This window comes from Microbacterium oxydans (assembly GCF_026559675.1).
GTDB classification, from domain to species: domain Bacteria; phylum Actinomycetota; class Actinomycetes; order Actinomycetales; family Microbacteriaceae; genus Microbacterium; species Microbacterium oxydans_D.
Window position 1 is genome coordinate 1,292,407 of the sequence record NZ_CP092891.1, and the last position, 26,884, is coordinate 1,319,290.

Below are 26,884 nucleotides of genomic sequence, written 5' to 3' on the forward strand. Positions count from 1 at the left end.
TGGGCGACGGCGCAGGAATTGCGCATCGGTTCGCCGTTCGAAAGGCCAGCTATAGCTGGTGATGGGAGCAGTTCGCTCGCTTCGGTCCTCGGAGACCCCGTGACGACGACGATGTTGCGGGACCGGCGGTGCAGCAACGGTGTCAGTCTACCAGTGCACGCATGCCGTCGGCTGCATGCCCCCTGCGTGCGCGGGTCGCGGGCACCGCGGAACGCCGCGCCGAGCGCCGCTCACACCGTGGTCAGGCGTGCAGCGCCTCGTTCAGCGTCACGCCCACGCCGGCTCGGCGCACGGCTTCGACGGCACCGCTCAGCGAGTTCCGGCGGAAGAGCAGTCCGTCCTGGCCGGACAGCTCCGCGCCCTTCACGGTCCGGCGTCCGCCGTCGGCCGTCACCGGGCCGTCGGCGAGCACGATCTTGGTGCCGGCCGTCACGTAGAGACCCGCCTCGACGATGCAGTCGTCGCCGAGCGAGATGCCGATGCCGGCGTTCGCTCCGAGCAGGGTGCGCGCGCCGATCGACACGCGGTGCGTGCCGCCACCGGAGAGCGTGCCCATGATGGAGGAGCCGCCGCCGATGTCGCTGCCGTCGCCGACGACGACGCCCTGCGAGATGCGCCCCTCGACCATCGAGGCGCCGAGCGTGCCGGCGTTGAAGTTCACGAAGCCCTCGTGCATGACGGTCGTGCCGGGGGAGAGGTGGGCACCCAGACGGACGCGCGAGGCATCCGCGATCCGCACGCCGGCGGGCTGCACGTAGTCGGTCAGCCGCGGGAACTTGTCGAGGCCCTGCACCTGGATGCCGGCGCGCTGGAGCTGGGGGCGCAGCCGCGCCGCGTCGTCGGGGAGGACGGGCCCGGCGTTCGTCCAGGCGACGTTCGGGAGGTGTCCGAAGATGCCGTCGAGGTTGAGCTCGTTGGGGCGCACGACGAGGTGCGAGAGCGCATGCAGTCGGAGGTACGCGTCGGCGGTGGAGGCCGGGGCGTCGTCCAGGTCGATCTGCAGCTGCACGACCTCGGTGCGCACGTTGCGTCGCTCATCGGGACCGGCGAGGGCTTCCAGCTCCGCTACGGCGGCCGCGTCGGCGCTGCCCGATCCGGACCGGACCTCGGGGTACCAGGCATCGAGGACCGTGCCGTCTCCGGCGATCGTGGTCAGTCCGATGGCCCATACCGTGCGCGCGTCGCTCATGCTTCCACGCTAGCGCGCCCGACGCCGGTCGACGTCACGCATGACGGGGTAAGTAGGCTTGACCCATGGTGCTCGATCTGACCGCGTCCTCCGTCGACCTCACCCGTGCGATCTGCGACATCCCGAGCGTGTCGGGTGACGAGAAGACGCTGGCCGATGCGATCGAGGAGGCGATCACCCCGCTCGCCCATCTCGAGGTCTTCCGTCATGGCAACACCATCGTCGCCCGCACGGATCGCGGCCGGGCGCAGCGCGTCGCCATCGCCGGACACATCGACACCGTGTCGATCAACGAGAACCTCCCCACCCGCGACATCGAGATCGACGGCGTCCCGTACCTGTGGGGCCGGGGAACGGTCGACATGAAGGCGGGCACCGCCGTGCAGCTCAAGCTCGCCGCCGAGCTCACCGATCCCGCGATCGACATCACCTGGATGTGGTACGACAACGAGGAGATCGAGGCGTCGAAGAACGGCCTCGGACTGCTGGCCGCCGTGCGTCCCGATCTGTTCCAGGCGGACTTCGCGATCCTGGGCGAGCCGTCCAACGGCGAGGTCGAGGGCGGATGCAACGGCACGCTGCGGGCGATCGTCCGCACGACCGGCGTCCGTGCGCACAGCGCCCGTGCGTGGATCGGCGAGAACGCGATCCACCGTGCGGCGCCGATCCTCACCCGCCTCGCGGAATACCGCGCCAAGGAGGTCCTCGTCGAGGGACTGCTGTACCGCGAGAGCCTCAGCGCCGTGCGCATCGCCGGTGGCGTCGCGGGGAACGTCATCCCGGATGCGTGCGAGGTCGAGGTGAACTACCGGTTCGCTCCGAGCAAGTCCGCCGCCGACGCCGAGGCCCACCTCCGCAGCGTCCTGGCCGGTTTCGACATCGAGATCACGGATGCCGCCGAGGGCGCTCGTCCCGGACTGGACGCCGAGATCGCCACGCAGTTCGTGGCGGCCGTCGGCGCGGAACCCCGTCCGAAGTACGGGTGGACCGATGTCGCGCGCTTCTCCGCGCTCGGGATCCCGGCGGTGAACTACGGCCCCGGCGACCCGCACCTCGCTCACCACGACGAGGAGCGCGTGCCGCTCGCGCAGATCGACGCCGTGGAGCGGGGCCTGCGCGCATGGCTCACCTCGCACTGAGCGCAGCCCGCCGATGGGCGCAGGCGCCGATCGCCCTGCGCATCGCCGTCATCTACCTCGTCGCACGGGGGATCACGACGGTCTTCCTGCTCCTCGCGGCCTCCCTGTCGACCTCGTTCTCGCGCTTCGGCGCCGGCGCGGGACTCCTCGACTTCGTCCTGGGGTGGGATGCGCAGTGGTACTGGCTCGTCGCCGAGAACGGGTACCCGACCGAGCTTCCGCTGACCGACTCGGGCGAGGTCGCCGAGAACGCGTGGGCCTTCATGCCGGTGTTCGCATACGCGGCGAAGGCCCTCGGCTTCCTCCTCGGATCCTGGGGCGCCGGGGCGTTCCTGCTCTCGCTCGTCGCCGGTTATCTGGCGTGCCTGGCGCTGCATCGACTGCTTCGCGAGCGCATCGGAGGGTCGGCGGCGATCTGGGCCGTCGTGTTCTTCGCATCGGGCCCTCTCGCCGCCATGTTCCAGGTGGGCTACGCGGAGACCCTCTTCCTGCTGCTGCTGTTCCTCGCCCTCGACGCGACCACCAGACGCCGCTACGCCTGGCTCTACCTCCTGATCCCGGTGATGGCGTTCACCCGCCCGGGGATCCTCGCGTTCGCCCTCTACCTCGGGCTGCACGGTGTGCTGCGGTGGCGGCGTCGCAGGGAGGACCCGCTCGCCGGGCGCGAGATCGCGCACATCCTCATCCTGGGCGCGCTCGCATGCGTGGCGGGCTTCGCGTGGCAGGTGATCGCCGGCGTCGCCACGGGTGATCCCGGTGCATACCTCGCGACCGAACTCGCCTGGCGCCGTCATTGGATCGTCGGCGGCGTGGACGGGTTCGTGCCCTTCGAAGGCTGGGTGCAGGCCGCGCAGTTCTGGTTCGGGTTCTGGGGCATGCCGCCGTGGTGGGGCCTGATCGCGCTGGTGCTGCTGGTCGCCGCCGCCGGGGTGGCGCTGCTGCGCGCCCCACAGGTGCGCGCGCTCGGTGCCGATCTGCGCCTGTGGAGCGCGAGCTACCTGCTGTATCTGCTCGCCGTGTTCTTCCCGCAGTCGAGCACGTTCCGCCTGCTGCTGCCGCTCAGCCCGCTGTGGGGAGCGGTCGCGGTGCCTCGATCGCGGTGGTGGCGGTTCGGCGTCCTGGTCTTCAGCCTGCTCGGTCAGTGGCTCTGGATCTACCACGTGTATGCGCTCGGAAGCACCTTCTGGCAGGTGCCGTGATCGCGAAGCCCGAGCCAATTGTTGCTCCGTGACCTCCAGGCCCCGGTGACACCCGATAAACTCATTCCATACCACCGGAGGAAAGGGAGCCACGATGGCAGCGATGAAGCCGAGGACCGGAGACGGGCCAATGGAGGCCGTGAAAGAAGGACGACTCATCATCGTGCGCGTTCCGCTCGAAGGCGGCGGCCGCCTGGTCGTCTCCGTGAACGACGCCGAGGCCAAGGAGCTTCACGACGTGCTTGCCGCCGTCGTGGCACCGGCCTGATCGATCTGAGATCCGCTTCGGCGGATCCGAAGGGCGGTGGATCTGCGGATCCACCGCCCTTCGTCGTCTTCGGATCAGCTGCGCTCGGCGAGACTGATCAGCTGCAGCAGGCCTTCGCCCGCGGGGGAGACGGTCGCCAGCACGGCCGACGACTCCTGCGTCTCCTGCACGAGCGAGCGGTATCCCGAGGTGACGTCGTCGCGCTGCACGGGATCCGCGACGCGGCCACCGGCCAGGACGCGGGGGACGAGGACCATGCCGCCGGTGCGCGCGAGACGGAGTCCGTGCTCGACGTACTCGATCACGTTCTCGGGGTCGGCGTCGACCAGCACGATGTCATAGGAGGCCTCGTTCATGCGGGGGAGCACGTCGATCGCGCGCCCCGTGATGAACCGGACCTTGGTGGAGGGGACCTTCGCGTCGGAGAACGCCTGTCGTGCGGCGGCGAGGTGCTCGGGCTCGTTGTCGATCGAGGTGAGCACCGCCTGGGGCGCACCGCGCAGCAGCCACAGGCCGGAGACGCCCGCGCCGGTGCCGATCTCGACGATCGACCGGGCTGCGGTCGCGGCCGCCAGCACGGCGATCTGCGATCCGACGACGGCGCTGATCGGCATCGCGCCGAGCTCGACGGCATGCGCGCGAGCGCGGATGATGGAGTCCGGTTCCACGATGGACTCGCGAAGGAAACGCGCGTTCGCGTCGTGCTCGCTCATGGCCTGTCTCTCCCTGCCTGACGGTGGTTCTCTCCAGGGTATTGGCTCGGTGTGTGCGTGGAGCGCAGGCGCGGCGGTAGCCTGTACAGATGACGTTCGGGCTCACCTTCGAGAAGATGCTGCTGATCGGCCTCATCGCCGTGCTGATCATCGGTCCCGAGCGTCTCCCGAAGGCGGCGGAGAGCTTCTCCCGCATGGTCCGCAAGGCGGGCGAGTACCTGCGCTCCACCAAGTCGCGGATGCGCGAGGAGATGGGACCCGAGCTCGACGACGTCGACTGGCGCAAGCTCGATCCGCGACAGTACGACCCGCGCCGGATCATCCGCGACGCCCTGCTGGAGGAGCCGCAGCCGGCCACGCCCGTGCAGGCACGCGAGACGATCGCCGAGCCCGTCGCTCCCCGAGTCCTGCCCCAGTCGTTCAGCGCGACGAACCGACCCCCCTTCGATCCCGAAGCCACGTGACGCCGGTCGGCTCGCGCACCGCGACGCCGTGGCTCGTCGTCGAGGATGTTCCGCTCGACGCGGTCAGCCGATCGACATGGGCAGAGAACGCCCGGAGAGGCCGCGGCCCTGTCGGGCGAGAGCTGCCGCCACGGCGCGGATCGTCGTGGCCGCGGCATCCGTCGACTCGCCGGAGACGATCGGGACACCGGCGTCCCCGCCCTGGCGGAGCGCCGGACTCAGGGGGATCGATGCCAGCAGCGGCACCGCGGGTCCCGACTCCGAGAGCGCTTCGGCGACGGCCGCGCCCCCGCCGGAGCCGAACAGGTCGATGACGGTGCCGTCCGGGAGCGTGTAGGCCGCCATGTTCTCGATGACGCCGATCACCCGCTGTCCGGTCTGACGCGCCACGAGTCCACTGCGGATCGCGACATCCGCCGCCGCCGTCTGCGGGGTCGTCACCACCAGGACTTCGGCGTGGGGGAGGAGCTGTCCGATCGAGATCGCGATGTCGCCGGTCCCCGGCGGCATGTCGATCAGCAGCACGTCGAGGTCTCCGAAGAAGACGTCGGTGAGGAACTGCGAGACCGTGCGGTGCAGCATGGGCCCGCGCCACGCCACGACGGACTCGCCGTCGCGGAGGAACATCCCGATCGAGATCGTCTTGACCCCGTGGGCCACCGGCGGCAGCATGAGGTCGTCGATGCGGGTGGGCTGCGTGCCCGCAGGGATGCCGAGCAGGCCCGGGATCGAGAAGCCGTGCACGTCCGCGTCGACGAGCCCGACCGACAGCCCCTGATCCGCGAGCGCGACCGCGAGGTTGGCGGTGACCGTCGACTTGCCCACGCCGCCCTTGCCGCTGGAGACGAGGATCACTCGGGTCAGGGAGTCGGGGCCGAACGGCATCTGCCGTGCCGGCCGTCCGTCGCGGAGCTTCTCGGTGAGAGCCTTGCGCTCGGCGGGGGTCATCACGCCGACCTCGACCTCGACGTCCGCGATGCCGGCGACGGACGCCGCAGCCTGCCGCACGTCCGACTCGATGCGCGCGGCGGCCGGACAGCCGACGATGGTCAGCACGATGCCGACGCGCGCGCGGTCGCCCTCGACGGAGATGTCGCGGACCATGTCGAGCTCGCCGATGGGACGGCGCAGCTCCGGGTCCGTCACCGCGGAGACCGCCGCGCGGACGCGGTCGACCGCGGTCACGATGCCGCGCCCGCCGAAGGCCGGTCTCCGCCTTCTTCGAGCTCGGCGAGCAGGGACTTGAGCTCCTGTCGCAGCACGTCGCGCGTCACCGCCTGCGAGTTGCGCTCCTCGAGGGCCATGCGCAGCGCCACGATCTCGCGGGCCAGGTACTCGGTGTCGGCGAGGTTGCGCTCGGCGCGCTGGCGGTCCTGCTCGATCTGGACGCGGTCGCGGTCGTCCTGGCGGTTCTGCGCGAGCAGGATCAGCGGGGCGGCGTACGACGCCTGCAGGGACAGCATGAGCGTCAGCGCCGTGAAGCCGAGGGCCGCGTCGTCGAAACGCAGATCGTGCGGCATCAGGGTGTTCCAGAGGATCCAGACCACGCAGAACAGGCTGAGGATGACGAGGAACGCGGGGGTGCCCATCGCGCGGGCGACCCACTCCGTGAACCGGCCGAAGCGGTCGCGCGAGGTCGTGCGAGGGCGGGTCGTGCTGCGCCCGGGGGCGTCGAGGCGCGTGGCGCGGGGCATCAGCGCACCTCCTTCGCCGGAGACGGGGTGTCATCGCCGTCGTGCGAGCGCCAGTCGTCGGGGAGCAGGTAGTCGAGCACGTCGTCGATGCTGATCGCGCCGACGAGGCGGTGCGCGGCGTCGATCACCGGGAGCGAGACGAGGTCGTAGCTCGCCAGCATGCGCGCCACCTCGGCGGCGGATGCCGTGACGGGCACGGGCTCGAGGCTGTCGTCGAGGATCGCGCCGAGACGCTCGTGCGGCGGATAGCGCAGCATCCGCTGGAAGTGCACGAGGCCGAGCAGGCGTCCGGTCGGCGTCTCGAACGGGGGCAGGGTCACGAACACCGCCGCGGCCAGTGCCGGGTGCAGCTCGTGCCGACGGATCAGGGCGAGGGCTTCGGCGACGGTGGCGTCGGCGGAGAGGATGATCGGCTCCGGGGTCATCAGACCGCCGGCGGTGTCCGGGCCGTACCGCAGCAGCATCCGGACGTCTTCGGCCTCCTCCGGCTCCATCAGCTCCAGGAGCTGCTCCAGACGGTCGGGGTCGAGCTGCGCGAGCAGGTCGGCCGCATCGTCCGGTTCCATCTGGTCGAGGATGTCGGCGGCGCGCTCGTCGCCCAGGCGGTCGAGGATGTGCACCTGCTCGTCCTCGGGCATCTCCTCGAGGGCGTCGGCGAGACGGTCGTCGGACAGCTCCTCCGCGACCTCGATCATGCGCTGCTGCGGGAGGTCGAGAAGCGTGTTGGCGAGGTCGGCGGCGTGCAGCTCGGAGTACGAGGCGACGAGCTGCTCGGCCGACTGGGACTCGCCCGGTGCGCGCTGCTCGGTGACCTCGCTCCAGGCCGCGAACGTGGTCGGTCCCTTCGCGAACGGGGAGGCGCTGGTCTTCGGGCGGCGCAGGAAGAGCTGACTGATCGCCCACTCGCCGAGGCGGTTCGGCTCGATCGCGACGTCTTCGATCACGGCGGTGCCGCTGCCGTCGACGAAGCTCACACGTCGCCCGAGCATCTCGGCGAGCACGCGCACCTCGCCGGCGCGCGGGGAGAAGCGGCGCACGTTGATGAGTCCGGTCGTGATGACCTGGCCGGAGCGGATCGAGGTGACCCGGCCGATCGAGAGGAACACCTGTCGTCGTCCGGGGATCTCCACCACCAGGCCGATCACGCGCGGGGCCGCGGTACTTCGGTACACGACGACGACGTCTCGGACCTTGCCGAGCCGGTCGCCCACGGGGTCGAAGACGGCGCACCCGGCAAGGCGCGCGGCGAATACCCGTTGTGTGCTCACGCTTCCCAGCGTAGTCGGCGTGCCCGGCCCGCGCCGGTCCCGTCGCGCCTCGGTCCTCCGAGCGGCAGGCGTGGAAGAATAGCCGGATGAGCATGCTGAACCGCCCCGCGTCCGGCACGGAGACAGGCGAGATCGTCGCCTCGATGCGCGACTACGAGAGCGCGCAGAAGACGGTGTCCAAGCTGATCGCCGGGGAGGTGCCGGCGCGCGACATTGCCATCGTCGGTCAGAGCGTGCGCACTGTCGAGCGGGTGACCGGAAAGCTGGGCTACGCGGCCGCGGCGCGATCCGGTGCCATCAACGGTGTGCTGATCGGCCTGTTCCTGTCGGCGATCCTCGTGCTCGGCAACCCGGAGGTGCCGATCCAGCTGTTCGTTGGCTTCGTCTTCATCGGCGTCGCAGTCGGCATGCTCCTGAGCCTCGTCACCTACGCCATCGTGCGCCGCCGCCGCGACTTCGCGAGCGTCACGCAGTTCGCCGCGGACCACTACGAGGTCACGGTGCAGGCGGCGTCGCTCTCGAAGGCGCGCCAGGTGCTCGGCGCGACGAAGGTCGCTCCGGTGCGTCCGCCGGTGAATCTCGACGAGCCGCCGCGGTACGGCGAGCGGATCACGCCCGGGGCCGCCGCCCCCGCGCCCGCACCTGCTCCCGAGGAGCCGGTGATCCCGCCGCGCCCCGCCGACCCGGAGCCGCAGCCGGAGGGAGACGCTGTGCCCGATGCCGGCCCCACCCCGGCGACCGACGTGGCGGAGTCGCCTTCGCCGCAGTCCCCGGCCGTCGAGCCGGATGTCGCCCCGGGCGCCGCGACCCCTGAGGGAGAGCAGCGATGACGGAATCCGAGTCCCACGACCCGGGACAGTTCGTCCCGCCGCCCCCGCCCGCGCCGCCCGTCGCGCAGAATCAGCCGGCGCAGCCCCCGACGTACCCGCAGCAGCAGCCCGCCTACCCGGTGCAGCAGCCCGCATATCCGGTCGCTCCCGCCGCCCCGCCGCAGGGTTACGCCGCTCCGCCGCAGGGTTACGCCGCTCCGCCGCAGGGTTACGCCGCTCCGCCGCAGGGCTACGCCGCTCCGCCGCAGGGCTACGCCGCTCCGCCGCAGGGCTATCCCGCCGCCGTGCCCCCGGAGTACTCGGCACAGGCGTACCCCGCACCCGGCTACCCGATGCCCGTGCACCCGCAGGCCGCACCGGCACGCGGACTGCTCCCGTGGGTGCTCGGCTTCCTGATCCTCATCCCGATCCCGTTCCTCGGCGGACTCGTCTCGGGGATCGCGATGGCCGCGAGCGGCGGATCCTCCCGGCGAGCGGGTGGAGCCGCGGCGGAGAACGCGCGCTCGGCTCTGAACTGGGGCCTGACCTACCTGATGGTCTCGACGCTCCTCATCATCCTGCATGTCGTTCTACTCATCGGGCTGACCGTGCAGCAGCCGGCGACGGGCTTCTACCCCCTGGGCATCCCGATCACGCTCTACTTCGCCGTCTCGCTCCTGCACCTGGTGCTGGTGATCGTGGGCACCGTGCGGGTGTCGTCCGGCGGCGTGATGCGCGTCCCCTTCGCGATCCCGTTCTCCCGCGCCCGATGACCACGATCCCGGTCGAGCTCCCCACCGGACCGACCACGGTCTCGGCCGACTGGTCGGCGGGTGACGCGGGGGCGACCGTGATCATCGCCCATGGAGCGGGCACGGGGAAGGACCACCCGTTCCTCACCGGCCTCACGGAGGCGCTCGCCGCGCACGGGCTCTCGACCTTGCGCTTCAACTTCCCGTACGTCGAGCAGGGGAGAAGGATGCCGGGGCCGGCGACGCACGCGATCGCGACCTGGCGTGCGGTGGTGGCGTTCGCGCGAGAGCAGGACCCGACCGCGACGGTGTGGGCCGCGGGCAAGTCGTACGGCGGGCGGATGGCGTCGATGGCGGTCGCGGACGGCCTCGTCGTCGACGGTCTCGCCTACCTCGGGTACCCGCTGCATCCGCCGGGACGGCCCGAGAAGCCGCGCGTCGAGCATCTCCCGGCCATCTCCGTGCCGCAGCTCTTCGTGGAGGGCGGCAACGACCCCTTCATCCAGCCGGTGTCGCAGTTCGAAGCCGCCGTCGCGACCTGCCAGGACGCTCGCGTCGTCTGGGTCGAGGGCGGCGGTCACACCTTCGAGGTGAAGGGCCGCAAACGACCTGCGGCCGAGATCGGTGCGTCGCTCGCGCCCATCGTCGCGGAGTTCGTCGGGCGCTGAGTCCGCGGCGCTGAGTCCGCGGCGTCGAGTCCGTGCCGTTGAGTCCGTGCCGTCAGCTCGTCACCCGATCAGTGCGGACAGCTCCGGATCCGTCAGCAGTCGTCGCAGGGTGGCGAGTCCGAGCCCGCTCATGTCCGGATTCGACTCCTCGTAGTACCAGCCGAGCCCGATCGCCTGGACGAACGCCCACGCGGCGCCGCGCCGCCACTCGAGGTCGCCGGAACCGAGGCTGTTGCGCAGCACCCGTCGCACCGGCGAATCGAAGAGGTGCCAGGCGCAGACGAGGTCGAGAGCCCGATCGGCCGCACCGAACGCGCCGCCGTCGAGGATCCCCGTGAGCCGGGTCTCGCCGTCACGGCCGGCGACGAGCAGGTTGAAGGGGATCAGGTCGCGGTGGCTCATGGCGAGCGGTCCCTCCGGAGGAAGCATCCGCAGCGATGCCCACAGCCGCGATGCCGACGGCACGTCCAGCAGATGGCCGCTCTTCGCCAGGCACGTCGCCACCCACTCGTCGTGTTCGGTGAGATCTCCGCCCCGCCCCTGCCCGTCGAACACCCGATCGCCGGGATCGACCGCTCGCAGGGCGAGGATCACGGTGGCCAGGTCCTGCGCGAGGGATGCGGACCCGGCATGGGCCTCGGGGCGCGCGGTGTCGCCGGGAATCCAGGTCTGCAGCGACCATGCGGACGGATACGCCCCGGTCCCGGTCCCGACGCCGCGAGGACGTGGTGTCGGGACCGGACAGACCGCCGCGAACGCCGTCAGGGCCTCGGCCTCATGCTCCAGATCCGCGTGTTCGGCGGGAAGGAGAGGGAACCGGGCGACGAGGTCATCGCCAACCCTGATGATCGTGTTCACGGTTCCGGCCGTGCGGACCCGGGTCAGGGCCGTCGTTCCGAGCTCGGGGAAAGACTCCTCGATCAGAGCGCGGGCCAGGGCGTCGTCGACCGCTAGCTCGGCGTCGTGCACCTCGGAACCGTCGTCGTCAGCCCTGCAGCCGGGCGATCCACGCCTCGACCTCGTCGGCCGTGCGCGGGATGTCGGCCGACAGATTCACGGGGCCGTCCTCGGTCATCAGGATGTCGTCCTCGATGCGCACGCCGATGCCGCGCAGCTCGGCGGGCACCGTGAGGTCGTCGATCTGGAAGTAGAGTCCGGGCTCGATCGTGAACACCATGCCCGGGGCCAGGATGCCGTCGTAGTACATCTCCCGACGGGCCTGGGCGCAGTCGTGCACGTCGATGCCGAGGTGGTGCGAGGTGCCGTGCACCATGTAGCGGCGGTGCTGGCCGCCCTTGTCGGCGTCGAGTGCCTCGTCCGCCGTCACCGGCAGCAGGCCCCAATCGGCCGTACGCTCGGCGATGACCTTCATGGCGGCCGCGTGCACATCGCGGAACCGGACGCCCACGCGTGCCGCAGCGAAGGCGGCATCCGCCGCCTCGCGGACCGTCTCGTACACGCGACGCTGCACCTCGGTGAAGGTGCCGGACACGGGCAGGGTGCGGGTGATGTCGGCGGTGTACAGGCTGTCGGCCTCGACGCCGGCATCCACGAGGATCAGGTCGCCCGGGACCACCGTGCCGTCGTTGCGCGTCCAGTGCAGGTAGCAGGCGTGCGGGCCGGAGGCGGCGATCGTGTCGTAGCCCTCGCCGTTGCCGTCCTCGCGGGCGCGACGGTGGAAGACGCCCTCCACCACGCGCTCGCCCCGGGCGTGGGCGGTCGCTGCGGGGAGCTCGCGGATGATGTCGTCGAAGCCGTCGGCCGTGATCTCGACGGCGCGGCGCATCTCGGCGATCTCGAACTCGTCCTTGATGAGGCGCAGCTCCGAGACGAAGCGGGTGAGCGCCTCATCCTCGTCGAGCACCAGCTCGCCCTCCACGGCCTCGAGCTCGTGCAGGTGGTCGGTCGCGATGTCGAGGTCGGCTGCGACGCCGGCGAGGGACGGGCGCGGGCCGATCCAGAACTCGCCGATCGTGGCGTCGGCGTAGAACTCCGTCGTCGTGCGGTCGGCGCGCTCACGGAAGAAGAGGGTGATGTCGTGTCCGGCGTCCGTCGGCGCGAAGACGAGGACCGAGTCGGGCTCGGCGTCCGATGCCCACCCGGTGAGGTGCGCGAAGGCGGAGTGCGCGCGGAACACGTAGTCGGTGTCGTTGCTGCGCTGCTTCAGCGAGCCGGCCGGGATGACGAGCCGCTTGCCCGGGAACGCCGCAGAGACCGCCGCGCGGCGGACGGCCGCGTACGACGCCTGGGCGCGGGGCGCCGGCTGCGTCTCGGGACGCTCGGCCCAGCCGCTTGAGATGGTGTCGAGGAAGCCCTGGGGGAAGGGCTGCTTGCGGTTCGTGGTGCTGTTCTCCGCGGATGCTTCGACGGGGGCTTCTGCGATCGTGTCGCGCTCTGCGGTGCTCATCCCTCCAGTCTGTCACCTGCCGGGCGAGGACGGGAGCTCAGCCGGCGGGTTCGAGCTGCACGACCAGCGCGCGGTGGTCGCTGCCGCCCGCGTCGTCGAGGACGACCGAGCCCGTGGGCCTCCAGTTCGCGGACGCCATCACGTGGTCGATCGGGGCACCGGCCAGGGCGGGGAGCGAACTCGGCCAGGTGCCGGTCAGACCGTTGCCGGTGCGGGACGCGACGTCACGGCAGTAGCCGATGTCCCCGCCGTCCACGCCGAGAGGGGCCATGTGGTCGATGGTCGCGTTGAAGTCACCGGCGAGGATGAAGTCGCCCTGCGGGCACTGATCGGCGATCCACTGCAGGTCGCTCTGCCACTGCTGCATCTCCTCCATGCGCGGCGCGACCGCGTGCACGGCGACGACCGTGGGACCGGACCCGTCGATCGGCATGAGCACCACGCTCGGCACCGAGCCCGTGTTGTTCGACCCGTCCTTGGACGACTCGATCACCGCGTACTCGCCGAGGTCGGGCGCGACCAGCACGGTGGTCTGCCACGACTGCGGACCGTCCTGCACATCGGGGCGGAACTGCACGTGATGCACCCACATCGGGTGGCCCTGCTCGCGGAGCATGATCGCGATGCGCTCGCCGACGGCCTCGGTCGTCTCCGGGAGCGCGACGATGTCGGCTCCCTGGTCGAGGATCTGCTGCGCGATCTGCTCGGCCGACACGGCCTCTCCCGCGGTGTTCCAGGTGAGGACACGGATGCTGCTGTCGGTCTTCGCCGGTAGGGCTGTCGTGCCGAAACCGCGGGTGGCGCCGATCAGCCCGGTGGCGGCCGCGCCCAACAGCGCGACGATCAACACCGAGGCCGCGAAGCCGCGCAGCGGGCGGGCGAACAGCAGCAGGAGCGCGAGGAACGCGACGATCAGGAATCCGCCGAGGACCAGGCCCCGCGCCGCCACGAGCTGCGCGAACGGATACGTCTGCTCGAGGTGGAAGAACTGCGGCCACACCACGATCGCCGTCGCGATCGCGAGCAGGACGGTGAAGAGGATCCCCAGTAGTCGAAACATCCCTTCAAGCCTAGAAGGACCGCCTGTGAAGTCCCTCCCCGACACCGTGCTCCGTGCGTCTCGCGTCCGGTGAGGGCGTCGCTCGGTACGCTCGGAGGATGGCCCTTCCGTCCGCCGGGTTCGCCGGTCCCGCCGACCTGCACCTGCACTCCAACCATTCCGATGGCACGGAGTCCCCTGCGGAGGTCGTCGCGCAGGCCCACGCGGCCGGTGTCCGCACGATGGCCCTCACCGATCACGACCGCTCCACCGGCTGGGGCGAGGCGGGAGATGCCGCCGTCGCGCTCGGGATGACGTTCATCCCCGGCATGGAGCTGTCGGCGAAGCACGAGTGGCGCAGCGTCCACGTGCTCGGCTATCTCTTCGATCCCGAGGACGATGCCCTGCGCGCCGAGACGGACCGCATCCGCGGTGACCGGATCGGACGTGCCGAGCGGATCGTGCGCAACATCGGACGGGACTACGACCTGCACTGGGACGACGTGGTCGCGCAGACGACGCTCGACGCGACCGTGGGCAGGCCGCACATCGCCGACGCCCTCGTCGCGCGCGGCATCGTGCGCGATCGCACCGAGGCGTTCGACGGCATCCTCCACCCGCGCGAGGGCTACTACGAGCCGCACTACGCACCCGATCCGCTGACCGCCGTCCGCCTGATCACAGAGGCCGGGGGAGTGGCGATCATCGCCCACCCCGTCACCGCGGGTCGCGACCGCATGATGCCCGTGCCGTTCATCGAGAAGCTGATCGCGGCCGGCCTCGGCGGCTTCGAGATCGACCACCGCGAGAACACCGAGGCGGGCAAGCGGATGCTGCACGAGATCGCCGCGAAGCACGACCTCATCGTCACCGGGTCCAGCGACTACCACGGCACGGGCAAGCCGAACCGTCCGGGGGAGAACACCACGTCCGACGAGATGGTGGCCCGCCTCATAGCACGCGGCAGCGGCACTGCCCCGCGCCACCCCTGATCCTCGGCAGACTGTCGGGCATCTCCCTGCCGACTGTCGAACGGGACCGATACCGTCCGAGGCATGCAGCGAGCGACTTCCCTGGAGCGCCGCGTCGATGCGATCGCTCACCGCGTCCTCCTCGGCGCCCCGGCGAACGGCATCCGCGCCGGCCTGATCGAGTTCGCGGTGTTCGTCCTCAAGCAGGCGTGGGCGTGCATCTTCGGTGCGGCGCTGCTGCTCGCGATCGTCGCCGCCCGGCTCTGGTACCCCGATGACGCGGTCGTCGCCCGCAACGACGCGCTCACCATCGCCGCGGTCCTCATCCAGGTCGCGATGCTCGTGTTCCGGCTGGAGAGCGGGCGCGAGCTGTGGGTCATCGTCCTGTTCCACCTCACCGGCACCGTCATGGAGCTCTTCAAGACGGACGTCGGTTCCTGGGCGTATGCCGCGGACGGCATCCTGCGCATCGGCGGGGTCCCGCTCTTCACGGGGTTCATGTATGCGGCGGTCGGCTCGTACATGGTGCGCGTCTACCGACTGTTCGACCTGGGCTTCACGAGGTACCCGCGCCGCTGGATGACGGCGATCCTGGCGGCGGCCATCTACCTCAACTTCTTCGCGCACCACTGGTGGTGGGACGCCCGCTGGGTGCTGCTCGCCGGTGTCGTGCTCCTGTGGCTCCCCACCGTCATGCACGCGCGGGTGTGGCGCCGCACGATCAGGCTGCCGCTGCTCGTGGTGTTCGCAGGGGTCGCGGTGTTCATCTACTTCGCCGAGAACATCGGCACCTGGGCGGGGGCGTGGGCCTATCCCGATCAGGTCGGGGGGTGGCAGCCGGTCTCGCTCAGCAAGCTCAGCTCCTGGTTCCTCCTGATGATCATCTCGGTCGTGCTCGTCGCCTGGGTCTACCCGCCCCAGGTGCCGGCGTCCGTGCGGGGTGAGGGCCGTGTCACGGTCGCGCGGGACGGCGCCGGGACGAAACCGACCGACGTCCGGTGAAGCGCGTCCGGCGTCGAGTGCCGGACACGCGAAAGGGCGCATGCGGCCGGAAGATGATCCGGCGACATGCGCCCTTCGAAGCGGTGGTCAGGCTCCGGCGACCGGAGCGGCACCCGCACCCGAACCGCCGCGACGGCGACGGCGACGGCGGGCCGGAGCCGGCTTGCCGTCGTGGTGCTCCTTGCCGGCACCGTCGTGCGTGCCCGCGCCCTCGGCGCCGCGATCGGCGGCGGGAGCCGACTGGCCCTCACCGGAGCCTGTGTCGGCAGCGCCCTCGGCGAAGGTCGACCCGACCGGGGTGGTGCTGTTGCGGCGACGGCGGCGACGACGGGTCCCGCCCTCGTCGGTGCCCTCGGCTGCGGCATCCGCGGCCCGCTCGGGGCGACGCGTGCGCTCGGTCTTCACGGACTCGGTCTTCGGCGCCGTCACGAGGCGACCCTTCGTGCCCTGGGGGATGTCGAGGTCCTCGTACAGGTGCGGGCTCGAGGAGTAGGTCTCGACCGGCTCGGGCTGGCCGAACTCGAGAGCGCGGTTGATGAGGGCCCACTTGTGCAGGTCCTCCCAGTCGACGAAGGTGACCGCGATGCCGGTCTTGCCCGCGCGGCCGGTACGACCGGCGCGGTGCAGGTACGTCTTGTCCTCGTCGGGGATCGTGTGGTTGATCACGTGGGTCACGTCGTCGACGTCGATGCCGCGCGCGGCGACGTCGGTCGCCACGAGCACGTCGCGCTTGCCGGCCTTGAAGGCGGCCATGGAGCGTTCGCGCTGATCCTGGCCCATGTCACCGTGCACGCCGCCCACGTTGAAGCCGCGGTCGCCGAGCTCGTCGACGAGACGCTGCGCCGCACGCTTGGTGCGCGTGAAGATCACGGTCTTGCCGCGGCCCTCGGCCTGCAGGATGCGGGCGATGACCTCGTCCTTGTCCATCGAGTGCGCGCGGTAGACGAGGTGCTTGATGTTCGCCTGCGTGAGGCCCTCGTCGGGGTCGTTCGCGCGGATGTGGATCGGGTTCGTCATGAAACGACGGGCGAGCGCGACGATCGGGCCGGGCATGGTCGCCGAGAACAGCTGCGTGTGACGGACCGCGGGGACCTTCTGGAAGATCTTCTCGATGTCGGCGAGGAAGCCGAGGTCGAGCATCTTGTCGGCCTCGTCGAGCACGACCTCGGTCGCGTTCGAGAGGTCGAGCAGGCGCTGGCCGGCGAGGTCGATCAGACGGCCCGGGGTTCCGACGACGATCTGCGCGCCGGCCTTGAGCTGGTCGATCTGGCCCTCGTACGCCTTGCCGCCGTAGATGGCGACGACGCTGGTGGAGCGGTTGCTGGTGAGCAGGTCGATGTCTTCGTACACCTGCACCGCGAGCTCGCGGGTCGGCACCACGATGAGCGCCTTGACGCCGTGCTCCGGGTCCTTGCCGAGGCGCTGGACGACGGGGATGCCGAACCCGAAGGTCTTTCCCGTTCCGGTCTTCGCCTGGCCGATGATGTCCTGCCCCGGAAGGCCGAGGGGGATGGTCTGTTCCTGGATCGGGAACGCATCCACGATGCCCTTGGCCGCGAGTGCGTCGACGATGTCCTGATCGATGCCGAGATCGGCGAAAGTTGTCACTTTATTCAGATTGCCTGTCCGGCGACCCTGGGGGATCGCCACGTAAACGGATCCACGCCGTCTCTTGTGCCACAGGCGCGGGGCCCCGCTCCGACGGCGGGGACACGCCCAGCCTACCCGAGGGGTGGTACCGACCCGGAAGGACAGCCGCGCACGAGTATTGTGAACGACGTGGTGGACTCGGGAGGACGACCTCGTGGTTAAGTGGTTCTGGCAGCGCGATGACGCGCCTCGGCGCACCCTCGCTCTGCGCAGCAGGGGAGACCAGGGCGATGCGACGCGTGTCGACTTCGCCGAGCTGGCACCGGAGCTCGATCGCTTCCTCGGTCAGGCCGCCTATCTGCAGCTCGGGTACTTCGAGACCCTGACGCGACTGATCCGGGCGACGCCCGAGCTCTCCGAGAAGGAGGCCCTGTCGCGTGCGGCCGGCGCGGCGCTGACGAAGCATCGGGGCATCGTCGACCTCATCGCCGAGCGCGGCGACGACCCGACGCAGGTGATGCTCCCGTTCCGGGAGAACCTCGACGCGTTCCGGCGCAAGACCATCGGCGCGCGGCCCCGGGAGACCCTGCTGGCCGTGTACATCACGGCCGGGATGCTCGACGACTTCTACCTCGCCCTCGCCTCCAGCTACGGGGACACCGGTCGCCGCGTGGCAGAGATCCTCCGCGAGGACGACGCCCGGCACGAGATCGTGGCGATCATCCAGGAGACGATCGAGAGCGACGAGGAGTGGCGCTCGCTGCTGTCCATGTGGGCGCGCCGACTCGTCGGCGACACCATCCTCGTCTGCCGCTCCGCGCTGCGTCCGGAGCTGCTGGCCGTCGAGGAGGAGCGCATCGAGCCGGTGTACACCGAGCTCATGGGTGCGCACGCGCGACGCATGGACGCGATGGGACTCGCGTCCTAGAACCCGACTCCGGGTGGCCGGTCAGATGCCGAGCGCGGCCCGGGCGGTGGCGTCGGAGCGCTTGCGCAGTCCGGTGAGGGCCATCGTCGCCAGTGCCGCGACCACCGCGGCGCCGAGCACGCTCGCGAGCCACAGCCAGATGCTGTCCTCGCCGACACCCGCCCACTGCAGTCCGGTGTAGGCGAGGGCCGAGACAGCCGTCGCGATCGCCGGAGTGAGCGCCACGCCGCGGAGCTCGCGGTCGCGGATCAGGAAGTGCGCGGCGATGCCCAGTGCGCACGCGCCGATGAGTGCGAGGAGGATGTACATCGTCTGATCAGGCGACGAAGCCGACGCGACGCGATTCCTCGGTGCCCAGCTCGATGTAGGCGAGGTTCGCGGTCGGGACGATGTAGGAGTTGCCCTTCACATCGGCGAAGTTCACGTGCGTCGCGTTCTGCTCCAGTGCCGTGGAGACCTGGGTGCGGACCTCGTCCGCGGTCGCGCCGGTGTCGAAGCTCAGTTCGCGGCCGGTGTTGATGATGCCGATGCGGATTTCCACGCGTGCTCCTTGAAGTTCGGGGACTGCGCCAACTCTACCCCGCGCGCGCCGGGCGGGATCGGCCGTCGGAGCCGGTTTCGCCGTGAGCGCACTGCGCCGTCGCCGGTGCGTCGCGCGCGGACGGGCGAGGATGTCCCCGCGTCCGGATAGCGTGGAGGACATGACACCGGATGCCGCTCAGCGAGCTGTGATCGCCGCCGAGCCGACCGCCTCCGGCGTCATCATCGGCGCACCGGGCACCGGCAAGACGCGCACGCTCGTCGACCGTGTGGTGCACCTGCTCGACGTCGATCGGATGCGACCGGAGCAGGTGCTCGCGCTCACGCCGAGCCGCCAGGCCGCGACCGCGCTGCGCGACCGGATCGGCGTGCGGATCGGACAGGCCACACCGGGCCCCCTGGCACGCTCGCTGGGCTCCTTCGCGTTCCAGGTGGTCCGCGGGGCGATGGTGCGCGAGGGCGCCGAGCCGCCCGCACTGCTCACCGGTGCCGATCAGGACCGCATCGTTGCGGATCTGCTCGCCGGCGACGCCGAGGACGGACGCATCCCCTGGCCCGAGGCGCTGAGCGCCTCGGTGCGCGCGTCGAAGGGCTTCCGCTCGGAGCTGCGGGCGTTCCTCGCGGAGTGCACCGAGATCGGCGTGCATCCGGACGAGCTCCGCGACTCCGGCAACGAGGTGTGGGCCGCGACCGCGGAGTTCCTCGTCGAGTACCGCGCCGTGCTGGACGCGCTGCGTGCGGCGCACCGCGACGCCGCCGACCTCCTGAGCGAGGCGAGCACGATCCTGCAGGCGGCGGATGCGGCCACGCTCGGTCCGCTCGCGCCGCTGCGCGTGGTGCTGATCGACGATGCGCAGGAGCTCACGCGCGGAGGGATCGCGGTGGTCCGGGCGCTGCGCAGCCGCGGTATCGCGGTGCTGGCCTTCGGCGATCCCGATATCTCGTCCGGCTCGTTCCGCGGGGCGAGTCCCGAGCTGTTCGCGCAGCTGGCCGGTGCGCTGGGCGAGGTGCACGTGCTCGACGGCGCGCACCGTCAGCGGCCGGCGCTCACCGCTCTCACGCGCACCGTGACGCAGGCGATCGGCGTATCCGGCCGTGTCGAACATCGTCGGGCGCCCGTGCCCGTGACGGCGGACGAGGTCGACGCCCGGGTCTCCACGTTCGTCGCGCCCTCGCCCTACGAAGAGCTCGACCGGATCGCCGGCGTGATGCGGGACTGGCACCTGTCCGGCGGCGTGCGCTGGGATCGGATGGCGGTCATCGCGCACGACACGCGTCAGGTGACCACGCTCGAGACCGAGCTCGCCGCCCGCGAGATCCCGACCCGCGCGGCCGGCGTGCAGCGCCCTCTCGGCAGCGAGGGCATCGTCCGCGACATCGTCGGCATCGTGCGCCTGGCGCTGACCCCGGTCGAGGAGCGCACCTCGGAGGCGCTGGAGGAGGCTCTGCGCACGCCGTTCGGCGGCATGGACGCGATCGGCCTGCGAAGGCTGCGCGCCCGACTGCGCCACGTCGAGCTCGAACAGGGCGGCTCGACCCCCGCGCGCGAGCTGCTGCGCCAGGCCATGGCGAACCCCGCGCACCTCACACTGATCGACGCCCCGGAGTCCCGCACGGCCGAGCGCTTCGCCGAGACGATCGAGGCGGTCGCGCTCGCCGCGCGGTCGGGCGAGACGATCCACGACCTGCTGTGGCGCGTCTGGGATCAGGCGCGCGCCGTCGACGGTCGACGATTGCAGGTCGCCTGGCGCGAGATCTCGCAGCTGTCGACCGGTGCGGAGACCGCGCGCTCGCTCGATGCCCTGGTGGCGCTGTTCGACGCCGCCAAGCGCTTCGTCGAGCGCACCCCGAACGAGAGGCCGGAGACGTTCGTGCGGGACATCCTCGACAGCGAGGTCCCGGAGGACTCGCTGTCGACGCCGGAACGCCCGGGGAAGGTCACGCTGCTGACCCCGGCCACCGCGTTGGGGACGGAGTTCGACGCCGTCGTCGTCGCCGGGGTGCAGGACGGCGTCTGGCCGAACGTCCGGCTGCGCGGGGGGCTGCTGCAGACCTGGCGTCTGGCCGATGCGATCCAGGCCGCGCGCACCGGCGTGAGCGTCGAGCCACCGGGCGTGCTCGATCGTCGTCGCGCGGCTCTGCACGACGAGCTGCGCCTGTTCGTGCGCGCCGTGTCCCGCGCCCGCGAGCGCCTGCTGATCACGGCCGTGGACGACGACGACCTGACGCCCAGCCCGTTCTTCGGCTTCCTGCCCGCGCCGGAACCGCCGGAGCGCCACGCGTCCGCCGAGCACCCCCTCACCCTGCGCGGGCTGGTGGCCCGGCATCGGCGCACGCTCACCACGGCCATGTCGGAGTCGACGCGCCGGGCCGCGGCGGAACAGCTCGCCGTCCTCGCGCGCGAGGGCGTGCCGGGTGCGGACCCTGCCGAGTGGTACGGGGTGACGCCCGCGTCGACGGACGCTCCGCTGCGCGATCTCGCCGTCGCGGGCGCACGGGTCTCGCCGTCGAAGATGGAGTCGTACGAGGAGTGCGGGCTCAACTGGGTCGTGTCCTCTCTCGGCGGCGACACCGTGATGCCGCCCACGGCCGGGATCGGCACGATCGTGCACGAGGCGATGGAGCGCGTTCCGGACGGAGACCTGGAGCGGATGCGGGCGATCGTCGCCGAGCACTGGCCCGAGCTCGACTTCGAGACCGAATGGATCGGCCGGAAGGAGCGACGGCGCGCAGACCTGCTGGTCGGCCGTCTGCACAGCTACCTCGGCGATGTGCGCCGCGAGGGAGGGCGGGTGATCGGGAGCGAGGTGGAGTTCCGGTTCGCCGTCGACGTCGCGCCCGAGGGCGCCGCCGATGCTGCGCTCGCCGTGCACCCGGTGGGGGAGGACCGGGCGAATCAGGCCGTGATCCACGGGTACATCGACCGCGTCGAGGCCTATCCGCCGAGCGCGGGCGAGCACCCGCACGCGCGGGGCCGCGGGTGGGAGCCCATGTCCGGAGGGGCGGAGGGGCCGACGGTCGTCGTCGACCTGAAGACCGGGAAGAACGACCCCGAGTCGGACTCCGGGGTGCTCGAGCACGCGCAGCTCGCGGCGTATCAGGTCGCCGTCCAGCAGGGGCTCGTGGAGGGCGCGCCGCCGACATCGCTGGCGGGCGCCCGCCTCGTGATCGTGTCCAAGACCCTCGCCAAGAGCGACTACCGCATCGCCCACCAGCACACGCTCGACGACGACTCGCGGACGGCGTTCCTGCGGCGCGTGTCGGATGCGGCGCGCGGCATGTCCGCGTCGAGCTTCACCGCGCAGGTCGAGTCCCACTGCGCCGACACGCAGCGCCGGGTGCATCCCTGCCGCATCCACACCGTGCCGGCGGTGAGCTCGTGACCGGCTGGAGCGGTGGCGAGGGCATCTCCGCGACCGACATCGCCGCGGCGCTCGGGCAGCCGTCACCGACGCCCGCCCAGCAGCGGGTGATCGAGGCGCCGCCGCAGCCCGCGCTCGTCGTGGCCGGCGCGGGGAGCGGCAAGACCGAGACGATGTCCGGGCGAGTCGTGTGGCTCGTCGCCAACGGACACGTGCGACGCGACGAGATCCTGGGGCTCACCTTCACGCGGAAGGCCGCCGGCGAACTCGCGGAGCGGATCAGCCATCGACTGGCCGTCATCGACGAGTACGGGCGACGGGGTCTGCTCCCGCACCTGGCCGAGATCGTGGCCACGGGTTCTCTCCGCCGGGTCGACGAGGCCGCGGCGGGGCGGCAGCGCGAACTCGTGCGCACGCATGTGCTCGACGAGCTCGCCGCGCAGTACGGGACCGGATGGGACCCGGCGGCACCGCGGGCGGCCGAGGACCTGATGATCCGACCGCGTGTGTCGACCTACAACGCCTTCGCCGACGGCATCGTGCGCGAGCACGCGGCGCGGATCGGTCGGGACCCGGACGTGGCGATGCTCAGCCAGGCCGCGTCCTGGATGCTGGCGCGAGAGGTCGTGCTCCGCAGCGACCTGCCCGAGCTGGAGAACATCGACTTCGCGCTCGGCACCGTCATCGACGCCGTGCAGCGCCTGGCCGGGGACGCCCTGGATCACCGTGTCGACCTCGAGTCGGCGGAGCGTATCGCGCGTGAGCAGGCTCTCGCGTTCGAGCCGTATCGCGGCAACGGCGACGTCGAGAAGGCGGCGGTGAACCTGCTGAGCCTGCCGACGCTCGCGAGCCTCGTCCGCGACTACATCGCCGAGAAGGCCCGGCGCGGGGTGCTCGACTTCGCCGACCAGGTGGGCGGCGCCTACGACATCGTCGAGTCCGCCCCCGATGTGCGCGCCGAGCTCCGCGAACAGCACCGCGTCGTGCTGCTGGACGAGTACCAGGACACGTCGGTCATCCAGACGCGCTTCCTCGCGGAGCTGTTCCGCGACTCCGCGGTCATGGCCGTCGGCGATCCGCACCAGTCGATCTACGGCTGGCGGGGTGCCAGCGCCGACAACCTCTACGCCTTCTCGAGGACGTTCTCGAGCTCGGGCACCGCGGAGACCTACAGCCTCATGACGAGCTGGCGGAACGACCGCGGCATCCTCGGCATCGCCAACCGGGTGCTCGAACCGCTCCAGCGGCCCGGACTCGACGTGCCGCCCCTGGAGCCCCGTCCCGGCGCGGGCGAGGGCACCGTGACCGTGAAGTACCCGTTCACGGTCGACGAGGAGGCCGCGGCGGTGGCGGACTGGTTCGCCGAACGTCGCGCGGCGCATGACGCCCGCGGCTCCGGGCCCGGGTCCGGGTCGAGCCCGCACACCGGAGCGATCCTGTTCCGCTCGAAGCGGCACATGCAGACGTTCGCGGCAGCGCTCGCCGCGCGCGGCATCCCGCATCGCATCCTCGGACTCGGCGGGCTGCTCGCGACACCGGAGGTGGTCGATGTCGTCTCCACGCTCCGCGTCGTGCACGATCCCACCGCGGGATCGGCGCTCATCCGGCTGCTGACCGGGCCGCGCTTCGGCGTCGGTGTGGCCGACATGGCGGCCCTCTACGACCTGGGGCGGACCCTCTCCGAACGCGACACCGCGATGGCGCCGCTCCCCGAGGAGGTGCGGGCCCGGCTGCGCTCCTCGCGCGGTGCCGACGAGGCGGTGTCGATCATCGACGCGGTCGACGTGGTGCGCGCGGTCCGCGACGACTACCGACTGCTCGAGCCGATCACGCCCGACGGCCGCGCACGGATCCGCGCGGCGGGGGAGATGCTGGAGCGGCTCCGGAGGGCCTCCTCGCAGCCGATCCCGGAGCTGATCCGCCTCATCGAGCTCGAGCTCCGTCTCGACATCGAGCTCGCGGCCAACGAGACCCGCGGCCCCGCACGCATCGCCGCCACGCAGCTGCGCGCGTTCGCCGACGAGGTCCGCGCGTTCCTCGCCGCCGACGAGAGAGGCAGCATCGGCAGCCTGCTGGCGTGGCTCGACAAGGCCGAGAGCACCGACGAGCTGATGCCCCGGCCCGAGCCCCCGGAGGCGGGGGTCGTGCAGCTGCTCACCATCCACGGCTCGAAGGGGCTGGAGTGGGACGCGGTCGCGGTGGTGCGGCTCGTGGTCGACGAACTCCCCAGTCGCGTCTCCGACACGTCGGGCTGGTTCGGATTCGGCGTGGTGCCCTTCGCCCTGCGTGGTGACCGCGACGCCCTGCCCCGATTCGAGTGGGACCCGGTCGAGGCGATGGGCGAAGAGGCCGACCCCGGCAAGCGCCAGAAGCTCGCGCAGGCGTCGCTGTCCGGCGGTGCCACGAAGGCGAATCCGGAGGGGGGCGCGCTCAAGCGCTTCAAGGATGCCTACCGCGCCTACCAGCAGCAGGAGGAGCGCCGTCTCGCCTACGTCGCGGTCACCCGGGCGAAGTTCGACCTGCTCCTCAGCGGCGCGCACTGGGCGGGCCAGAAGGCCCCGCGCACACCCAGCCCGTACCTGGTCGAGGCCATCGAGGTGCAGGGGCTGGATCCGATCGAGACCGTCGACCCGGACGACAACCCGTACGACGGCCCCGGCTCGACCCTGAGCTGGCCGCTGGACCCGCTGGGTGCCCGACGGGGCGTGGTCTCCGCGGCGGCGGCACTCGTCGATGACGCTGCGCGGGACGGGACCGCCGAGCCGTCGATCGAGCTCACCCGCCTGTTGGCCGAGCGAGCCGCCCGTCTGCGTGGAACCGACGCCGAGGCGCCGACACGCGTGCCGGCGTCGAGGTTCAAGGACTACGTGACCGACTTCACCGGCACCCTGTCGTCGATCGTCAGGCCGATGCCGGAGCGGCCCTATCGGCAGACGCGTCTCGGCACCCTCTTCCACGCGTGGGTGGAGCAGCGATCCGAACTCGTCGGGGTCGGCAGCCGGGTGGACGAGGCGCTCTGGGAGATCGATGAGGACGAGCTCCCCGTCGCTCCCGAGTCCGGTGGTGTGGAACCGTCCGACGGTCCGAGTTCCTCTGCGGATGCCGCCGACCTCGCCGAGTTGCAGGAGACCTTCGAGCGCAGCGAATGGGGCGGGCTGAAGCCCATCGCGGTCGAGATCGAGATCGACTTCGCCCTCGGCGCCGGGATGCGCGAGCCCGCCGAGGAGGGCCGATCCCACATCGTCATCTGCAAGCTCGACGCCGTGTACCGGCGCGCCGACCGCGGTGACCGCATCGAGATCGTCGACTGGAAGACGGGCAGGGCTCCGCGCACCGCGAAGGAGCGCGAGGAGCGCATGCTGCAGCTGGCGCTGTACCGTCTCGCGTATCACCGTCGCTTCGACGTGCCGCTGGACGACATCGACGTGGCGCTGTACTACGTGGCGGACGACCTGATCATCCGCGGCGATCGCGTCTACTCGGAGGAGGAGCTCTTCCAGCGCTGGAGTGCCGCCCGGGCCGCGCGCTGAGCCTCGTCCGAGTCCTCGTCGCCGTACTCGGCGTCCGCACGCGGCGGGAGGGGATGCGAGTCCTCGCGGACACCCGCGGCGCCGCTGGTGCCCGCGAACAGGCTCGCGACTCCGGAGAGGTCCTCGGTCTCGATGTTCAGCATCTCCGCGCGGTGGGCCCTGTCGTCGTCCTGCCGGTCCGTGCTCGCACCGGGCAGGGGCTCGTGCGCCGCGGTCTCGGCGTCGGCGGCGTCGGCGTCGGCATCGGCAGTCTCGGCGGGCTCGGCCCACAGCTCCTCGGGGTTGTAGGCGTCGGTGTGCATCGAGGTGTCGACGTCGGCGACCGTGTCCTTGGGGACGCGGTCCAGCGCGTCGAGGGCGGAGTCGACGCCGGCGCCGCGGGCGTCGATGATGCGCAGGTCGTCGCTGTGCAGTCCGTCCGCGAGCGCGGTCAGCAGCGCGGCGGCATCGTCGACGATGTCGGGCCGGTGCATCGCGTCGCCGTGCACCAGCCAGCGGGCGAACTCCAGCTCGGCGAGCAGGCGGGCGCGCACCTCCAGACCGGAGTCCGGAGCACGGTCGACGGAGCGGGCGTACGCGGCATGCACGTCCTCCGCGGCATCCGGCGCCGCGGACAGCCAGGAGAGATCGAGCGCGGGGTCACCCACCGAGAGCGCATGCCAGCCGACGACGCCCACGACCTCGGGGCCGCGCTCGGGGTCGTCCTCGAACAGGAACGAGGTCGCCTGCACGCCGCCCAGGATCACGGTGGACTCGAACCGCCAGAGGTCGTCATCGGCCACGGCATCGCGCCACCGGACCGTGAGACGAGCGGGCACCCGGCCGGTGGCCGCGGCGGTGTCGACCAGGCGCTCCAGCTCCGCACGGGTCTCCTCGGCGGAGCGGGTGGCGAGGCCGGCCCCGCGGACGACAGAGGTGGGCAGACCGTGCACGGCCGCGATCGAGGCGCCCATGGACTCCGCTGCGCCACGCCCGGCGGGCACCATCGCGGCCTCGATCTGGAATCCGGGGAGCAGCTCGGTGACGAGCGCACGGCCCTCGCCGAGTCGGGTCTCGCCGATATAGGCGGGGGCGCGGAAGGGCAGCATGGCGCGGGCGCCGTCGGTCAGCGCACGCAGCGCGATCGCCTCGGCGGCGAGCTCGCGCGCGGTCTCGTCGTCGTCCGCCACGCGGATCGCGAGCTCACGGCCGTCGGCGAGCGAGGCGATCGCCGAGTCGAATCGTCCGTCGCCGTCCGCGCTCAGACCGCGGGCACCCGTGACCTCCGCCCCGGGCAGTGCGGCGGTCACTGCCGCGGCTAGAGTGAAAGGAGAGCGTCCCATGCCCCCAGGGTAGGTCGGCTCAGGGGCGGT

General features: G+C 71.4%; 24 protein-coding genes. 12 read left to right on the top strand and 12 right to left on the bottom strand.

Going from position 1 to position 26,884, the window contains the following annotated elements:
* Positions 1-241: 241 nt before the first annotated feature.
* A complete protein-coding gene (gene dapD, locus MME74_RS06180) occupies positions 242-1,189 on the bottom strand; it encodes a 2,3,4,5-tetrahydropyridine-2,6-dicarboxylate N-succinyltransferase (RefSeq protein ID WP_267417858.1) in 948 nt (315 codons plus the stop codon).
* 65 nt (positions 1,190-1,254) lie between these two features.
* On the opposite strand from dapD, the gene dapE reads away from it, so the two are divergent.
* The 3 genes from dapE to MME74_RS06195 all read left to right on the top strand — a co-directional run bounded on the left by dapE (position 1,255) and on the right by MME74_RS06195 (position 3,795).
* The gene (dapE, locus tag MME74_RS06185) at positions 1,255-2,328 is read left to right on the top strand and encodes a succinyl-diaminopimelate desuccinylase (RefSeq protein ID WP_267417859.1); all 1,074 of its coding nucleotides are present in this window, start codon (positions 1,255-1,257) and stop codon (positions 2,326-2,328) included.
* On the top strand, positions 2,310-3,527 hold the full coding sequence (locus tag MME74_RS06190; protein ID WP_267417860.1) for a hypothetical protein: 1,218 nt from the start codon (positions 2,310-2,312) through the stop codon (positions 3,525-3,527). Before dapE ends, MME74_RS06190 begins: the two co-directional genes overlap by 19 nt.
* A 94-nt stretch (positions 3,528-3,621) precedes the next feature.
* On the top strand, positions 3,622-3,795 hold the full coding sequence (locus MME74_RS06195) for a DUF3117 domain-containing protein (protein ID WP_017203323.1): 174 nt from the start codon (positions 3,622-3,624) through the stop codon (positions 3,793-3,795).
* Positions 3,796-3,869: 74 nt separating this feature from the next.
* On the opposite strand, the gene MME74_RS06200 is transcribed toward MME74_RS06195, so the two are convergent.
* Complete coding sequence (locus MME74_RS06200; protein ID WP_267417864.1) at positions 3,870-4,508, bottom strand: O-methyltransferase; 639 nt, start codon at positions 4,506-4,508, stop codon at positions 3,870-3,872.
* 89 nt (positions 4,509-4,597) lie between these two features.
* Here MME74_RS06200 and MME74_RS06205 point away from each other — a divergent pair, with 89 nt between their 5' ends.
* The gene (locus MME74_RS06205) at positions 4,598-4,972 is read left to right on the top strand and encodes a twin-arginine translocase TatA/TatE family subunit (RefSeq protein ID WP_267417865.1); all 375 of its coding nucleotides are present in this window, start codon (positions 4,598-4,600) and stop codon (positions 4,970-4,972) included.
* Positions 4,973-5,035: 63 nt separating this feature from the next.
* On the opposite strand, the gene MME74_RS06210 is transcribed toward MME74_RS06205, so the two are convergent.
* Genes MME74_RS06210 through MME74_RS06220 form a run of 3 tightly spaced genes read right to left on the bottom strand, consistent with a single transcriptional unit; the run spans position 5,036 to position 7,934 of the window.
* Positions 5,036-6,157 (bottom strand): Mrp/NBP35 family ATP-binding protein, encoded by a 1,122-nt coding sequence (locus MME74_RS06210; RefSeq protein WP_267417866.1) that lies wholly within the window; start codon positions 6,155-6,157, stop codon positions 5,036-5,038.
* The gene (locus tag MME74_RS06215) at positions 6,154-6,666 is read right to left on the bottom strand and encodes a DUF1003 domain-containing protein (protein WP_267417867.1); all 513 of its coding nucleotides are present in this window, start codon (positions 6,664-6,666) and stop codon (positions 6,154-6,156) included. Before MME74_RS06215 ends, MME74_RS06210 begins: the two co-directional genes overlap by 4 nt.
* Complete coding sequence (locus MME74_RS06220) at positions 6,666-7,934, bottom strand: magnesium transporter MgtE N-terminal domain-containing protein (protein ID WP_267417868.1); 1,269 nt, start codon at positions 7,932-7,934, stop codon at positions 6,666-6,668. Before MME74_RS06220 ends, MME74_RS06215 begins: the two co-directional genes overlap by 1 nt.
* Before the next feature lie 86 nt (positions 7,935-8,020).
* On the opposite strand from MME74_RS06220, the gene MME74_RS06225 reads away from it, so the two are divergent.
* The 3 genes from MME74_RS06225 to MME74_RS06235 are packed head-to-tail and all read left to right on the top strand — an operon-like array spanning position 8,021 to position 10,163.
* Entirely contained in the window at positions 8,021-8,764 is a 744-nt protein-coding gene (locus MME74_RS06225) for a general stress protein (RefSeq protein ID WP_267417869.1), read from the top strand.
* Positions 8,761-9,516 (top strand): DUF4870 domain-containing protein, encoded by a 756-nt coding sequence (locus tag MME74_RS06230; RefSeq protein WP_267417870.1) that lies wholly within the window; start codon positions 8,761-8,763, stop codon positions 9,514-9,516. Before MME74_RS06225 ends, MME74_RS06230 begins: the two co-directional genes overlap by 4 nt.
* Positions 9,513-10,163, top strand: coding sequence for an alpha/beta family hydrolase (locus MME74_RS06235; RefSeq protein WP_267417872.1), 651 nt, complete (start codon positions 9,513-9,515; stop codon positions 10,161-10,163). Before MME74_RS06230 ends, MME74_RS06235 begins: the two co-directional genes overlap by 4 nt.
* A gap of 60 nt (positions 10,164-10,223) precedes the next feature.
* Here the strand turns inward: MME74_RS06235 and MME74_RS06240 are convergent, their stop codons facing one another.
* From MME74_RS06240 to MME74_RS06250, 3 genes are read right to left on the bottom strand one after another with little or no spacing between them, the layout of a single operon-like run.
* A complete protein-coding gene (locus MME74_RS06240) occupies positions 10,224-11,132 on the bottom strand; it encodes a phosphotransferase (RefSeq protein ID WP_267417873.1) in 909 nt (302 codons plus the stop codon).
* A 16-nt stretch (positions 11,133-11,148) separates the two neighbouring features.
* Positions 11,149-12,570, bottom strand: coding sequence for an aminopeptidase P family protein (locus MME74_RS06245; protein ID WP_267417874.1), 1,422 nt, complete (start codon positions 12,568-12,570; stop codon positions 11,149-11,151).
* Positions 12,571-12,607: 37 nt separating this feature from the next.
* On the bottom strand, positions 12,608-13,630 hold the full coding sequence (locus MME74_RS06250) for an endonuclease/exonuclease/phosphatase family protein (RefSeq protein WP_267417875.1): 1,023 nt from the start codon (positions 13,628-13,630) through the stop codon (positions 12,608-12,610).
* A 98-nt stretch (positions 13,631-13,728) separates the two neighbouring features.
* Here MME74_RS06250 and MME74_RS06255 point away from each other — a divergent pair, with 98 nt between their 5' ends.
* Both MME74_RS06255 and MME74_RS06260 read left to right on the top strand, forming a co-directional pair.
* Positions 13,729-14,601 (top strand): PHP domain-containing protein, encoded by an 873-nt coding sequence (locus MME74_RS06255; RefSeq protein WP_267417876.1) that lies wholly within the window; start codon positions 13,729-13,731, stop codon positions 14,599-14,601.
* A 63-nt stretch (positions 14,602-14,664) separates the two neighbouring features.
* Positions 14,665-15,582, top strand: a complete 918-nt coding sequence (locus MME74_RS06260) for a DUF817 domain-containing protein (protein ID WP_267417877.1) — start codon at positions 14,665-14,667, stop codon at positions 15,580-15,582.
* Positions 15,583-15,669: 87 nt separating this feature from the next.
* On the opposite strand, the gene MME74_RS06265 is transcribed toward MME74_RS06260, so the two are convergent.
* Entirely contained in the window at positions 15,670-17,190 is a 1,521-nt protein-coding gene (locus tag MME74_RS06265) for a DEAD/DEAH box helicase (RefSeq protein ID WP_267417878.1), read from the bottom strand.
* A gap of 196 nt (positions 17,191-17,386) precedes the next feature.
* Here MME74_RS06265 and MME74_RS06270 point away from each other — a divergent pair, with 196 nt between their 5' ends.
* Entirely contained in the window at positions 17,387-18,100 is a 714-nt protein-coding gene (locus tag MME74_RS06270; protein WP_267417879.1) for a ferritin-like fold-containing protein, read from the top strand.
* A 21-nt stretch (positions 18,101-18,121) separates the two neighbouring features.
* Here the strand turns inward: MME74_RS06270 and MME74_RS06275 are convergent, their stop codons facing one another.
* Together MME74_RS06275 and MME74_RS06280 are read right to left on the bottom strand one after the other, a co-directional pair.
* Complete coding sequence (locus tag MME74_RS06275) at positions 18,122-18,409, bottom strand: hypothetical protein (RefSeq protein ID WP_267417880.1); 288 nt, start codon at positions 18,407-18,409, stop codon at positions 18,122-18,124.
* 7 nt (positions 18,410-18,416) lie between these two features.
* Entirely contained in the window at positions 18,417-18,641 is a 225-nt protein-coding gene (locus MME74_RS06280; RefSeq protein WP_267417881.1) for a DUF3107 domain-containing protein, read from the bottom strand.
* A 160-nt stretch (positions 18,642-18,801) separates the two neighbouring features.
* On the opposite strand from MME74_RS06280, the gene MME74_RS06285 reads away from it, so the two are divergent.
* Both MME74_RS06285 and MME74_RS06290 read left to right on the top strand, forming a co-directional pair.
* Positions 18,802-22,023, top strand: a complete 3,222-nt coding sequence (locus tag MME74_RS06285; RefSeq protein ID WP_267417882.1) for an ATP-dependent helicase — start codon at positions 18,802-18,804, stop codon at positions 22,021-22,023.
* A complete protein-coding gene (locus MME74_RS06290; RefSeq protein ID WP_267417883.1) occupies positions 22,020-25,532 on the top strand; it encodes an ATP-dependent DNA helicase in 3,513 nt (1,170 codons plus the stop codon). The genes MME74_RS06285 and MME74_RS06290 overlap by 4 nt, the downstream gene beginning before the upstream one ends.
* Here MME74_RS06290 and MME74_RS06295 read toward each other — a convergent pair.
* Entirely contained in the window at positions 25,478-26,821 is a 1,344-nt protein-coding gene (locus tag MME74_RS06295; protein ID WP_267417884.1) for a hypothetical protein, read from the bottom strand. The genes MME74_RS06290 and MME74_RS06295 overlap by 55 nt on opposite strands.
* Positions 26,822-26,884: the final 63 nt, after the last annotated feature.